Genomic DNA, 12,320 nt, shown 5'->3' with positions numbered 1-12,320 from the left:
TGATAGTTATTACCTGAGCGCTGACGTTACGGGTCAGTGTCCCGTGCGTCCAGAGTCCACGGCGGCCACATCGCCGGGGCGCGTCTGGGAGGGCAGCTGCACGGCCCGCCGCCGCTCGGGCTCGGGCGCGGGGCCGCTCTCGCGGGCGGGCTCGTGGTCCTGGCCGGCCACCGAGCAGTCCATGACGCGGGGCAGCCGCAGCCCGGCCACCGCGCCCAGGAGCAGCAGGCCCGCGCTGACGAACAGCGTGACGTGCAGACCGTGCACGAAGGACGCGCGGGCCGCGCCGCGCAGGGCCGCGCCGGCCGGACCGCCGAGCCGGGCGGCGACGTCGTAGGCCTCGCCCAGCGAGTTCGCGGCGGCGGCCGACGCGGCGGCGGGGACACCGCCGACCGAGGAGAGTCCGGGCGCGTAGGCGGCGTTCATCACGCTGCCGAGCAGGGCGATGCCGATGCCGGCGCCGAGCTGGTAGGAGGTCTCGCCGATGGCGGCCGCGCCGCCGGCCCGCTCGGGCGGCGCCTCGCTGAGCATCGACTCGTACGCGGCGAACAGGGTGGTCTGGAGCCCGAAGCCGAGCACGACGAACGAGACGATCATCAGCGTCGGCCAGTCGCTCTGGCCCATCGGGACGAGCAGCAGCACGGCCGCCGCCACCAGCACGAAGCCGGTGCAGACCATCCGGCGCGGGCCGAGCCGGCGCAGCGTGTACGAGCCGGTCGCGCCCGCCGCCATCGCGGCGAAGGTCAGCGGCAGCATCCGCAGACCGGTCTGGAGCGGGGAGAGCCCGAGCACGAGCTGGAGGTACTGGACCGCTATGAGTTCGAGGCCCACGAGCGCCAGCATGGCGATGATGATGCAGCCGACCGAGGTCGCGAAGGCGGGCCGGGAGAACAGCTTGATGTCGACCAGCGGATGAGTGCGCCGGCGCTGCCTGCGCACGAAGACGACGAGCAGTGCCGCGCCTGCGCACAGAGCGGCGAGCGCGGGGCCGTCGAGGAGGCCGTCACCGGCGCCGAGCCGCTTCACGCCGAAGACGGCGGCGAGTATGCCGCCGGCCGCCATCAGCGCCCCGAGCACGTCCCAGGGTCCCTCGGAGCTGCCCTTGGACTCGGGCAGGATCCAGCGGCCGACCGGCAGCATCAGCGCCATCAGCGGGATGTTGACGAGGAAGACCGAGCCCCACCAGAAGTGCTGCACGAGGAAGCCGCCGAGCACGGGTCCGGTCGCGGCGCCGATCGCCGCGACCGCCGTCCAGATGCCGATGGCGGTGGCCCGCTCGCGGCGGTCGGGGAAGACGACGCGCAGGATGGAGAGCGTGGCGGGCATGATCATCGCGCCGCCGATGCCGAGCAGGGCGCGGGCCGCGATGAGCACCGGCGCCGATTCGGCGAGGGCGGCCACCGCGGAGGCGGCGCCGAAGATGCCGTAGCCGAGCAGCAGGATCCGGCGCCGGCCCACCCGGTCGCCCAGGGTGCCGAAGAGGATGAGGAGGGCGGCGCACACCAGCGGGTAGGCGTCGACGATCCACAGCAGTTCCACGGAGCCCGGCCGCAGGTCCTCGGTGACCGAGGGGATCGCGACGTGCAGCACGGTGGCGTCGAGCGCCACGAACAGCAGGCTCACACAGAGGACGACGAGGATGACCCAGCGGTTGGCGCCGCCGGCGGCGGCACGCGGTCGTGCGCCGGCCATAGTCGTCCCTGTCATGTACGTACCTCCCAGTCTGCGGGCCTCGGGGCCCGGGACGGCTCGGCCGTCGCGGACCGCCCCCGTCACCGCTCCCGCGGCCGGCGAGCCCGGCGGGCCGGCGGCAGGACCCGCTCGGCAGGTCCGTCCGGGGCCCCGCGACAGCCCGCGGTACTGGGAGGGTGATTCGTCAGCGTACGCGAGTTCGCGCCTACCGCGCGTGGTCCACCTCTCACGCGATGGCCGGCCCGGCTGTGGCCTGCGCCACGCCGTGCGGCACCCCAAGATGATCTTTACCCTGTGTGCCGGTCCGGTGACCGGCGGGGCAATTCCACCGACCGGCTCCCCGAAAGGGAATTGCGCGGCATACGGACAAGGCGTTCCGGCAGCCGTTCCCATGAATGGGAGAACGGAAAGCGGGGTATTCGGAGGCGCCGGGAATAAAAATCCGGGTGAGACATACTCCACATCACATCGTCATCACGAAGATCCCGGATCGGCCTGGGCACTCACTCACTCGCTGTAACGTCGATTGAGTGCGTACTGACCGAATCTTCGCCCGCCTGGACCGGGAGCCCGAGCCACCGAAGATAGAGATCCCGCGGATGAGCCGTCACCGCGAGGTCCTCTTCGGCGCGACGTTGGCGTTCTACCTCGCCATCGTCGTGGCCGTTCTCGGGTCGTCCTGGCTCGTCGAGCTGGACTGGAAGGTCATGCTGTTCCGGCCGTACGAGCGGTGGCCGCAGCTGCACGGCTTCCTGGACTACTTCGTGGTCCTCGGCCAGCGCGGCCCGACCGCGGTGATGGTGATGGCGTGGCTGGGCTGGCGCTCCTGGCGCCAGCACACCCTGCGGCCGCTCCTGAGCCTCGGAGCGGCCCTTCTGCTGCTCAACATCACGGTCGGCGCGGTCAAACTGGGGCTCGGCAGGCTCGGCCCGCACTACGCCACGCAGATAGGGTCCGCGGAGCTCTTCTCGGGCGGCGACATATTTCCCTCGGGACACACCGCCAACGCGGTGGTGACCTGGGGCATCCTCGGCTACCTCGCCACCACCCCGCGCGCCAGACGCTGGCTGTCGGTCACCTCGGCCATGGTCGCCCTCGGCGTGGGGGCGACCACCGTCTATCTCGGCACCCACTGGGTGAGCGACGTGCTCCTCGGCTGGGCGGCCGGGCTGCTGATCCTGCTCGCCCTGCCCTGGTTCGAACCGCTCACCGCCCGCGCCGAGGCCTTCCTGCTCGCGCTGCGCGACAAGGCGCGCGAACGCGGGCGCCGCGTGGCTCTGCCCGTCCCGGTGCCGGTCCCCTCCGCCGCCGCGATGCCGCCCAGGCGCGGGCACGACGAGGACGAGACGCCGGTGCGCGAGCCGGTCGGGGTGGCGGGCGCGCGCGGCGCGGGCCGGCCGCTCCCGGCCAGGCCCCACCAGCCGGCCCGCTCGGAGCGGCCCCCGGTCGTCCCCTCGGGCACCCGGCGCCCCCCGCACACGGAGCGGGCGCCGCGCGGCACCGCCCCGGCCCGCCCCCTGGGCGGCTGACGGCACGCCAGTCACGAAGGCCCCCGGTGCCCACCGGGGGCCTTCGCCGTCTCCGGGCGCTGTGTCCGGGCGCCGGGCGCCGTGGCTCAGCCGTGCCAGCAGCGGGTCACGGTGCCGTGCTCGACCTCGAAGTTCAGCCGCCCCGGCATGTACTCCATGGTGATGACCGAACCCGGCGGCAGGGACCTGACGGTGGACCAGCCCCGTTCGGCCGCGCGGCGCTCGGCGTCGTCGGCGGCGAGACCCACATAGGCGGCGGGAGCGTCGTCGGGATGTGCGGAGTGCGACGGTATGGGTGCCATGCGACCCACCGTAGGCGGCCCGGCGCGACGACGGAAGCGGGGGCGGTGGTGACGCCCGCGACGTGCGGACAAGCCGGGCGTTGTCCGCCCTCGGTACCCCGCCAGTCACACTTCTGTCACAGGATCGTGGGCGTCCTTCGCCTCGAACTCCGTCACTCGTACGGGCAGTTCCTGGCGCGCCGCCCGGTTATCCAGCGCCGCGTCCCGCACCACGCGCACACAATTGCGTAAGGCAAACAATTCCCTCGCGGGACCGACCGCGAATTCCCACTCCGGGGCGCCCGGCGAGTAATTGACGGGGCGTAGGCAATTCACGCTCCTTTACCCGGCCCGGGTCCCGGTTCCGGTCGTCCCGTCCGGTCGTCCCGTCCGGTCGCGCGGGGCCCGATGGCCGCGCGCCCTGTCGCCACGGGCACCGGCGGTGGCCGGCCGACGGCGCTCAGCCGCGGGGCGCGTCCACGCGTACGCTCAGGTCGTTCACGCCCGTGTAGTACGGCCGCACCACTCCCGGGCCGACCCTCGTCCCCGGGTACACGAAGACGACCTGCTTCATGGGCACGTCATCCAGGATGCGGGCCAGCCGCACCTCGGCGGCGCCGGTCCCGGTGAGCAGCCACAGGTCCCAGAGCCATTCCTTCGCGTCCAGGCCGTCGGCGAGCGGCGCGTACGGCAGCGTGAACGCGAAGTCCCCGCCGTCGCCTTCGGCGGTCACCGGCACCCGGTGGACGCGGTTGCCCCTGCCGCGCTTGCGTGCCTCGACGGCGGGCTCCGCGCCGAGCGCCGTTCCGTACAACCGCCCCCGCACCGTGACGGTGTCCGCCTCGAAACCGATCGTGCCGGTCTCGGCGTGCGGCCTGCGCAGCCAGCTGCGTACGACGAGTTCGCCCGCCCGGTCGGGGTGGGGGATGCGCACGGCCACCCCGTCGGCGTCCGGTCCCGGCTCGCGGTCGACCAGGGCGCGCAGGTCACGAACGCCCGGCTCAAGACGCCGCTCGGCGCCCTCGCCGAAGCGCAGATGGGCGTCCCACACGCCCTCGGGGAGCTCGACGGTGCTGGGCAGCACCGCCCTGAGCAGCCCCTCGGCGGCCGGGGTCAGGGGCAGCAGCACATCGCGGCTCCCACCGCCCTGGCGGCGCAGGACGAGCGTGGCGCCCGGCTGCCCGGCGCCGGTGACGTCGAAGGTCAGCCCGCCCGCGGAGTCGGCTATGCAGTGGGCGCGCGGCGCCGAGGGGGCGCTGTTGGTGTCCGGGGACTCGGCGGTGGTGGTCATGCGGTCTGCCCTTTCCGGAGCACGGAGACGGCCTTGTGGCGCAGGGCGTAGGCCCCGTCGATGGCGGAGCCCCTGGCCCGGTACAGACCGTCGCGCAGCAGTCCGGGCGTGCGGCTCGCGCCGCCCTGGGCGTGCAGCGCCTCGAAGATCGCCTCGTGCTGCTCGGCGGTCCTGGCCGGGTCGAAGCGCCGCGAGTTGTCCAGGGCCGCCTTGGCCATGCGGTGGCGCAGTCCGTCGTCCTGGATCAGTTCGAGCAGGGCCGAGGCCACCGCGTCGGCGTCGCCCGTCTCGACGAGCCGGCCGTCCACGTGGTCGTTGATGATTTCGCGTGGTCCCTGGGGGCAGTCCGTGGAGACGACCGGCACTCCGCAGCGCATCGCTTCGACGATCGTCATGCCGAAGGACTCGTGGTCGGAGGTGACGGCCGCGATGGAGCCCTTGACCCACTCGCTGTCGAGGTCGCGCACGAGGCCCATGAGGAACACATGGTTGTAGAGGCCAAGATCGTCGATGAGGTTGCGCAGCGCGTCGCGTTCGTTTCCGAAGGCGTCGCCCGAGCCGTAGATCCGCAGGCGCCAGTCCGGCCGTTCCGCGACCACCCGGGCGAAGGCCCGAACCAGCAGGTCGTACCGCTTGACCTGGGTGAGCCGGCCGGCCGCCACGACGAGCTTTCCGTCGCCCGACGCGGGTGCGACGGCGGGGGCGGGCACCGCGTTGGGCACCGCGTCGACGCGTACGCCGGGCAGCCCGAGCTCCTGGTATGCGGCCGCGTCGGCCCGCGTCACGGTGGTGATCGCGTCGAGCAGCGGATAGGAGTGGGCTATCTCGCGGCGCAGCCGGTAGCCGTGGCCGGTCAGGGTCAGGTGCTCCTGGCCCACCCGGACCACGCCGGGCCGGGTCTCGCGGGCTATGTGGACATTGAGTCCTGGCCGGGTGCCGATCACGACGTCCGCGCCGGTCTCGCGCAGGTGGGCGCCTATCCGGGCGTCGGTGAGCCGGCTGTACTGGCTGTGGCGGCCGTCGCCGCGCGGGAAGACCTTGGCGGGCCGCAGGTGCTGGGGGTCCTCGCCCTCGTATCCCGCGCTGCCCTTGCGCAGATCCACGAGGTGGCGCAGGCGGACACCGTCGGGGGCCGGCAGGGTGGGGTCGTCGCGGTGGCGGAAGACGGAGACGATCTCGACGTCGTGCCGCCGGGCGAGCTCACCGGCGAGGTTGAAAGTGGACCGGATGGTGCCGCCCAGGCTGTACGCGTTGTGCAGCAGGAATGAGAGGTGCATGCGCTACGCGTCCCCTTGGTCGGATTGGTCGGAATCGAAACCCTTCGGTCAGGAACGGACTCTACTTGGGTCGGCCCCTCCTCCGCTCCGGCCGCGTATCTTCGCAGGTCACGGCGGTGCTGAGGCGGGGGCGGGAGCGGTTGGGGACGGCCGGCGCGGCCCGGCGCGCGAGGTGGGGCGCGGTGGGCCGCGCGGGGTGGGGCGCGCGAGGCGGAGCCCCGTCCGGACGGCCGGACGGGGGCCGGTCGGGAACCTCAGAGGGCGAGCCGCTGCCCGGGCAGGATGAGGTCGGGGTCGTCGCCGATGACGGCCCGGTTCGCCGCGTACAGCGCCTGCCAGGGGGTGCCGTGGGCCTCGGCGACCGAGGAGAGCGTGTCACCGGCGCGGACCGTGTACGAGCCGGACGGCGCGGCGGACGCGGCCTCGGGGCGCGGCGGCGCCGCGTGCCGCTCGGGCGCGGCCGCCTTGTGCTCGGGCTCGGCGGCCTCGACCCGGCGCGGCGCGGCGGGCGCCTTGTGCGGCTTCGGCGCGGCCGGCGCGTGCCCGGCGGCCGGCTCGGCGCCCGCGGGGGCGCTGCCCGATGCCCCGGCGTGGCGCGAACAGGACGGCCAGGCGCCCCAGCCCTGTGCGCGCTGCACCTTGGTGGCGACGGCGATCTGCTGGGCCCTGCTGGCGCCGTCGGCCGTGGGCGCGTACGCGCCGCCGCCGTGCGCCCGCCAGGTCCCGGCGTCGAACTGCAACCCTCCGTAGTAGCCGTTGTGCGTGTTGATGTGCCAGTTTCCGCCGCTCTCGCACTGGGCGATGCGGTCCCACACCCCGGCGTCGGCCGCCGAGGCCTGGCCGGCGGCGGCGAGCAGCGCGAACGGCGCCACGGTGGCGGCCGCGATCAGCGCCGCCGTCCCACGCCTGCGCGAGGAGCTGGAACCACTGGCACCAACGGACATGAAATCCCTTTCGAAGGACCCGGGGTCCCCCTGGGCCGCCCGGTCCCCGGCGCGTCCGGCGCCACGTCCCGAGCCGCCCCCGCCCACCGGGAGGTCGTGACTGGCTGTGCGGCCGGTGGGCGGTCCCGGGCGGTGCTCGATGCACACGGCGGTGGAATCTAGGGACCCGCGCGGCCCGGCATCAACCAACTCCCCGTCCCGGCAGGCCAGTTGCCTGTTACCCGGGGTATCGGTGATTTTCGGACACCCACTTGATGCGCAGATATCGACATTTACTGACCAGGCTTCGAGATGATCTGTGTCTCAGCTCACCATGCCAACTTCCATGCACCCCGCATGTGTTGACAGGGAGTGAGGGGTTCCGGGGTCGGATTCACCCTCCGCCGGGAGCGGTCGGATCCCGTTCGACTTCGCGCGTGACCCCGGCCACAGATCGTCCGTTGTCGTTTGTACGAGAGAAGCCGGGAACCGCCCGGCGCATCCACTCAGTTCCTAGGAGCCACCCGTGCCGCGCATGCTCGACGTCAGTGAGGACGTCCGCGCCGAGATCGGCGACGAAGAAGCCGAGCGGCTGCTCGCCGGCGAGAACGCCCCGGGCAGCTACGACTGCACCTCCTGCCGCACGCCGGGCGACTCCGAGCAGGAGCGCACCAGCACCGTCCTGTTCGTCGGTGAGGAGACCGCGGTCCTCGCCTTCGCCCACGCCAGCTGCATCCCCTCCCAGGTCGTCCAGGTCGCCGAGGAGCAGTTGCAGGGCGCCGTCCGCTCCATCACGGGCGAGGAGGCGGCCGGCGGCGGAGGCGGAGGCGGGCAGGCGGTGCTGGGCATCACCAGCGGCCTCGTCCTGATCGAGGGCGATCTGCACCCCGCGCTCGTGGTGGAGCCGACCGTGCCGATCGCCCGGCCCGGCTCGGGCGGCACCACCGACGAATTCCTCCCGCTCCTCATCGAGCAGGGCTTCGTGCCGGTCTCGGACGTCGGCCGGCTGCCCTCGGTGCTGCCGGGCTGGTCCGTGCTGCTCGCCATGGGCCAGCTGCACGCGGTGCTCCAGCCCGGCACGGGCGGCAACGGCTCGGTGTCGTGGTGGCAGGCGCACCAGCCGCTCCAGGTGACCGAGGGCTGGCGGGCCGCCGCCAACAAGACCCAGCGCGTGCTGGTCTTCGCCGTCCCGGTCGGCGTGATCGGCCAGCAGCCCCGCGAGGACCTGCTCAGGGACGCCCTGGAGAAGGCGGCGGCGGACGGCCGTCTGGTGGCCGCCGCCATGCCCCTGGCCGGCACCTGACCCCCACCACCCGGCACACCCGCCGACCGGGCCGCCGCGAGGGTGCGGGCGTGCGACCCCGCCGGGGCAGGAAGGGTGCGGGCCTCGTGCCCCGCACCCCGTAGGAACGTGGGCGTCGCGCCCGCACCGCACAGACAGGGCGAGGGGCCTCGCCCCGCACCCATCGAAGGGACGAGGGTCACCGCACCCCGCACCGCACCGCACCGAAAAGGCGGGGTATCGCGCCGCACCCCACCAGCGGCGCAGGGACCTCACGCCGGCAGCCCATCGAGGGGGGGTGGGCATTGCGCCGCGCCCAACCGACGGCGCGGGGGCCCAGCGCCCCGCACCCCGTAGGGACGTAGGCGTCGCACCCCACACCGCACCGAAAAGGCGGGGGCCTCGCCGCCGGGATCCCGTCGACCAGGCGTGGGCATCATCGCGCGCCCCACCGACGGCACATGGGCCTCGCGCCCCGCACCCCGTAGGGCCGTGGGCCTCGGGCCCGCACCCCCGCGAAAGGTGCGGGGCCGCCAAAGCGCCCCGCCGCGCCGGAGGGGCGTGGGGGCCTCGGCCCGCGCTACCGATAAGCCGGCGCACCCCGCATCCCCGGCCCCCCGGGGTCGTTGGCACAGACGTGCACTCATACGACCCCTCCCGCCAGCCGTACCAGTCCCAGATCCCCGCGATGCGCCCCTCGGGCGACATTTCGGGAGCCCACTCCCCCACGCCGATCTACGACGCGCTGTACTCGGAATACCTCCGGTCCTTCCGCGCGCTGCCCGGCGACCGGTCCGGCGAGGAGCACCTCGGGTTCGTCCGCTTCGGGGCGCTCGGCACCGGGTTCGTACCGGTGTCGCACGGCTCACGCACCGGCCACCAGTCCGGCCACCAGACCCAGCACTTCCCGACGACGTACGCCGGGAACTGGCATGTGCACCCGGCGATGAACGCGAACGGGCGGCAGCACGCCGGGCAGCATCAGCTCCCGGCGGCACTGCCGCCCGGCCCCCGCAGAGGGCTCTGAAACCTTCTCCCGTGAGGGAATCGCTCCCTCACGGCCCCCGTGGGGGAGTTACTTCTTGCGCCCGCGCTTCTCGCGCACCCGCACCGAGATGTGGATCGGGGTGCCCTCGAAGCCGAACTCCTCGCGCAGCCGGCGCTCGATGAAGCGCCGGTAGCCCGCCTCGATGAACCCGGACGCGAACAGCACGAACCGGGGCGGCTTCGTGCCCGCCTGCGTACCGAACAGGATGCGCGGCTGCTTGCCGCCGCGGATCGGGTGGGGGTGGCCGGCCACGAGCTCGCCGAGGAAGGCGTTGAGGCGGCCGGTGGGGACCCGGGTCTCCCAGCCCGCCAGCGCCGTCTCGATCGCCGGGACCAGCTTCTCCATGTGGCGGCCGGTCAGCGCGGACACGTTGACCCGGGGCGCCCAGGCGACCTGCTGCATCTCGGTCTCGATCTCGCGCTCCAGGTAGTAGCGCCGCTCCTCGTCGAGGGTGTCCCACTTGTTGTACGCGATGACGAGCGCGCGCCCGGCCTCGACGGCCATGGTGATGATGCGCTGGTCCTGCACGGAGATGGACTCGCTGGTGTCGATGAGGACGACCGCGACCTCCGCCTTCTCGACGGCGGCGGCGGTACGCAGCGAGGCGTAGTAGTCCGCGCCCTCCTGGAGGTGGACGCGGCGGCGGATGCCGGCCGTGTCGACGAACTTCCAGGTGATGCCGCCCAGTTCGATGAGCTCGTCGACCGGGTCGCGCGTAGTGCCGGACTGCGCGTTGACGACGACCCGGTCCTCCTTGGCGACCTGGTTCAGGAGCGAGGACTTGCCGACGTTGGGGCGGCCGATCAGGGCGATGCGGCGCGGGCCGCCCACCGCGGTGCCGAAGCGCTGCTCGGGGGCCTCGGGCAGCGCCTTCAGGATCTCGTCGAGCAGGTCACCGGTGCCCCGGCCGTGCAGCGCGGAGATGGGGAAGGGCTCGCCGAGGCCGAGCGACCACAGGGTCGCGGCGTCGGACTCGCCGGACATGCCGTCGACCTTGTTGGCCGCGAGCACGACGGGCTTGCCGGCCCGGCGCAGCAGGCGCACGACGGCCTCGTCGGTGTCGGTGGCGCCCACGGTCGCGTCGACGACGAAGACCACCGCGTCGGCGGCCTCGATGGCGTACTCGGCCTGGGCCGCGACGGAGGCGTCGAGGCCGAGGACGTCCTGCTCCCAGCCGCCGGTGTCGACGACCTTGAAACGGCGGCCCGCCCACTCGGCCTCATAGGTGACGCGGTCACGGGTGACGCCGGGCTTGTCCTGGACCACGGCCTCGCGGCGGCCGATGATGCGGTTCACCAGAGTCGACTTGCCGACATTGGGGCGGCCGACGACGGCGAGGGCCGGAAGCGGGCCGTGGCCGGCCTCGTCAAGGGCCTCCTCGATGTCCTCGGCGTCGAAGCCCTCCTCGGCGGCGAGCTCCATGAACTCCGCGAACTCGGCGTCGCCGAGTGCTCCGTGGTCGTGCTGGTCGTTCATGAAGTCCGTACCTCGTTCATCGTCGTGATCGGTGGACCGCGATCGAGCGGTCCACTACTGAAAGTCTGGCCTAGCGCCCGGTCAGGCGCCTGGCGTTCGCCAGGTGGCCGGTGAGCCGGTCCTGGATGCGGACGGTGGCCTCGTCGAGCGCCTTGCGGGTGCGGCGTCCGCTGCCGCCCACCCGTCTCCCACCGCCACCCTTATCCGAGCTTCGCGCCCCTTCCACCGCCTGGAACGGGTCCCCGAAGACCACGTCGACGCGGCTGCGCAGCGGGGGCAGCCCCTTTATCAACCGGCCCCGGCGCTCGGTGCTTCCCAGGACGGCCACCGGCACGATGGGCGCCCCCGACCGTACGGCGAAGTAGGCCAGGCCCGCCCGCAGCGACGCGAAGTCGCCCTCGCCCCGGGTGCCCTCGGGGAAGATCCCGAGGACGCCGCCCTCATCGAGCACGGCCAGCGCGTCGGTGATGGCGGTGCGGTCGGCGACCGACCGGTCCACCTTGAGCTGTCCGATGCCTTCGAGAAAGGGGCCGAGCGGCCCGACGAAGGCTTCCTTCTTGATCAGGAAATGGGTGCCGCGCGGCGCGGTGCCCATGACCATGGGGCCGTCGATGTTGTGGGAGTGGTTGACGGCGAAAATCACCGGACCGGCCGCCGGAACCCGCCAGGAGCCCAGCACCCGGGGCCGCCACAGGCCGTACATCAGACCGACACCGATCCGGCGCCCGATCTCGGCGCCCCGGTGGGAGACAACCGTCACTTGGCGGCCCGCTTCTCCTCGACGAGGGTGACGACGCACTCGATGACCTGGTCGAGGGTGAGCTCGGTGGTGTCCACCTCGACGGCGTCGTCGGCCTTGGCGAGCGGGGAGGTCTTGCGGCCGGAGTCCGCCGCGTCCCGCTTGATCAGGGCCTCCCGGGTGGCCGCCACGTCGGCGCCCTTGATCTCACCGCTGCGGCGGGCCGCGCGCGCCTCGGGCGACGCGGTCAGGAACACCTTCAGATCGGCGTCGGGCAGCACGGTCGTGCCGATGTCACGGCCCTCGACCACGATGCCCTGCCCGGCCCCGGCCGCGATGTCGCGCTGCAACTGGGTGATCAGGGCCCGCACCTCGGGGACGGCGCTGACCGCGCTGACCTTGGAGGTGACCTCCTGCGTGCGGATCGGGCCCGACGCGTCCTCGCCGTCGACGGTGATGGTGGGCGCCGACGGGTCCGTGCCGGAGACGATCACGGGCTTGGCCGCGGCCACCGCGATCTCCGCCGGGTCGGTGACGTCGATGCCGTTGGTGATCATCCACCAGGTGATCGCCCGGTACTGGGCGCCGGTGTCCAGGTAGCTCAGCCCCAGCTTGGCGGCGACCGCCTTGGAGGTGCTGGACTTGCCGGTGCCGGAGGGGCCGTCGATGGCGACAACCACTGCTGCCGGAGCGGTCCGGGCGGCGCTTTCCACGGTGACGGACACCTTCCTGGTACGGGGCGGGGGATGCACGGGACGCAAATCCGCCCCGTACAAGGTTAC

The 12,320-nt window shown here is 73.1% G+C and carries 11 protein-coding genes; 3 read left to right on the top strand and 8 right to left on the bottom strand.

The genetic code is table 11. The features are described from left to right. Positions 1 to 33: 33 nt before the first annotated feature. Positions 34 to 1,707 (bottom strand): MFS transporter, encoded by a 1,674-nt coding sequence (locus tag ACFYM2_RS31970; RefSeq protein WP_359001398.1) that lies wholly within the window; start codon positions 1,705 to 1,707, stop codon positions 34 to 36. A gap of 515 nt (positions 1,708 to 2,222) precedes the next feature. Between ACFYM2_RS31970 and ACFYM2_RS31965 the strand changes: the two genes are divergently transcribed. After that, the gene (locus ACFYM2_RS31965; RefSeq protein WP_388841029.1) at positions 2,223 to 3,221 is read left to right on the top strand and encodes a phosphatase PAP2 family protein; all 999 of its coding nucleotides are present in this window, start codon (positions 2,223 to 2,225) and stop codon (positions 3,219 to 3,221) included. An 86-nt stretch (positions 3,222 to 3,307) separates the two neighbouring features. Here the strand turns inward: ACFYM2_RS31965 and ACFYM2_RS31960 are convergent, their stop codons facing one another. The 4 genes from ACFYM2_RS31960 to ACFYM2_RS31945 form a co-directional block, all read right to left on the bottom strand. After that, positions 3,308 to 3,523 carry an I78 family peptidase inhibitor gene (locus ACFYM2_RS31960; protein ID WP_359001402.1) on the bottom strand — a complete coding sequence of 72 codons (216 nt, stop codon included), beginning with the start codon at positions 3,521 to 3,523 and terminating at the stop codon, positions 3,308 to 3,310. A gap of 439 nt (positions 3,524 to 3,962) precedes the next feature. Then, positions 3,963 to 4,793, bottom strand: a complete 831-nt coding sequence (locus ACFYM2_RS31955) for a hypothetical protein (RefSeq protein WP_359001405.1) — start codon at positions 4,791 to 4,793, stop codon at positions 3,963 to 3,965. Beyond that, the gene (locus ACFYM2_RS31950; protein ID WP_359001408.1) at positions 4,790 to 6,070 is read right to left on the bottom strand and encodes a glycosyltransferase family 4 protein; all 1,281 of its coding nucleotides are present in this window, start codon (positions 6,068 to 6,070) and stop codon (positions 4,790 to 4,792) included. Before ACFYM2_RS31950 ends, ACFYM2_RS31955 begins: the two co-directional genes overlap by 4 nt. A gap of 254 nt (positions 6,071 to 6,324) precedes the next feature. After that, entirely contained in the window at positions 6,325 to 7,014 is a 690-nt protein-coding gene (locus tag ACFYM2_RS31945; RefSeq protein ID WP_388841026.1) for a transglycosylase family protein, read from the bottom strand. Between the two features lie 505 nt (positions 7,015 to 7,519). Here ACFYM2_RS31945 and ACFYM2_RS31940 point away from each other — a divergent pair. Then, positions 7,520 to 8,296 (top strand): hypothetical protein, encoded by a 777-nt coding sequence (locus ACFYM2_RS31940; protein WP_359001414.1) that lies wholly within the window; start codon positions 7,520 to 7,522, stop codon positions 8,294 to 8,296. Between the two features lie 616 nt (positions 8,297 to 8,912). Then, positions 8,913 to 9,302 (top strand): hypothetical protein, encoded by a 390-nt coding sequence (locus ACFYM2_RS31935; protein WP_350229557.1) that lies wholly within the window; start codon positions 8,913 to 8,915, stop codon positions 9,300 to 9,302. A gap of 48 nt (positions 9,303 to 9,350) precedes the next feature. On the opposite strand, the gene der is transcribed toward ACFYM2_RS31935, so the two are convergent. From der to cmk, 3 genes are all read right to left on the bottom strand, one after another. Next, on the bottom strand, positions 9,351 to 10,799 hold the full coding sequence (gene der / locus ACFYM2_RS31930; protein ID WP_359001417.1) for a ribosome biogenesis GTPase Der: 1,449 nt from the start codon (positions 10,797 to 10,799) through the stop codon (positions 9,351 to 9,353). Between the two features lie 70 nt (positions 10,800 to 10,869). Next, positions 10,870 to 11,598, bottom strand: coding sequence for a lysophospholipid acyltransferase family protein (locus ACFYM2_RS31925; RefSeq protein ID WP_359001420.1), 729 nt, complete (start codon positions 11,596 to 11,598; stop codon positions 10,870 to 10,872). Beyond that, positions 11,556 to 12,263, bottom strand: a complete 708-nt coding sequence (cmk, locus tag ACFYM2_RS31920; RefSeq protein WP_359001423.1) for a (d)CMP kinase — start codon at positions 12,261 to 12,263, stop codon at positions 11,556 to 11,558. The genes ACFYM2_RS31925 and cmk overlap by 43 nt, the downstream gene beginning before the upstream one ends. Positions 12,264 to 12,320 lie beyond the last annotated feature (57 nt).

The organism is Streptomyces sp. NPDC006711 (genome assembly GCF_042869775.1).
Classification (GTDB): Bacteria; Actinomycetota; Actinomycetes; order Streptomycetales; family Streptomycetaceae; genus Streptomyces.
Note: the sequence above shows the minus strand (reverse complement) of the source record. Positions and strands in the feature narration are given on the sequence as shown.

What these genes read in the sequence shown, in the direction of transcription:
- ACFYM2_RS31970 (WP_359001398.1), bottom strand. Translation starts at nt 1,707, where the DNA reads ATGACAGGGACGACTATGGCCGGCGCACGACCGCGTGCCGCCGCCGGC.
- ACFYM2_RS31960 (WP_359001402.1), bottom strand. Translation starts at nt 3,523, where the DNA reads ATGGCACCCATACCGTCGCACTCCGCACATCCCGACGACGCTCCCGCC.
- ACFYM2_RS31955 (WP_359001405.1), bottom strand. Translation starts at nt 4,793, where the DNA reads ATGACCACCACCGCCGAGTCCCCGGACACCAACAGCGCCCCCTCGGCG.
- ACFYM2_RS31950 (WP_359001408.1), bottom strand. Translation starts at nt 6,070, where the DNA reads ATGCACCTCTCATTCCTGCTGCACAACGCGTACAGCCTGGGCGGCACC.
- ACFYM2_RS31945 (WP_388841026.1), bottom strand. Translation starts at nt 7,014, where the DNA reads ATGTCCGTTGGTGCCAGTGGTTCCAGCTCCTCGCGCAGGCGTGGGACG.
- der (WP_359001417.1), bottom strand. Translation starts at nt 10,799, where the DNA reads ATGAACGACCAGCACGACCACGGAGCACTCGGCGACGCCGAGTTCGCG.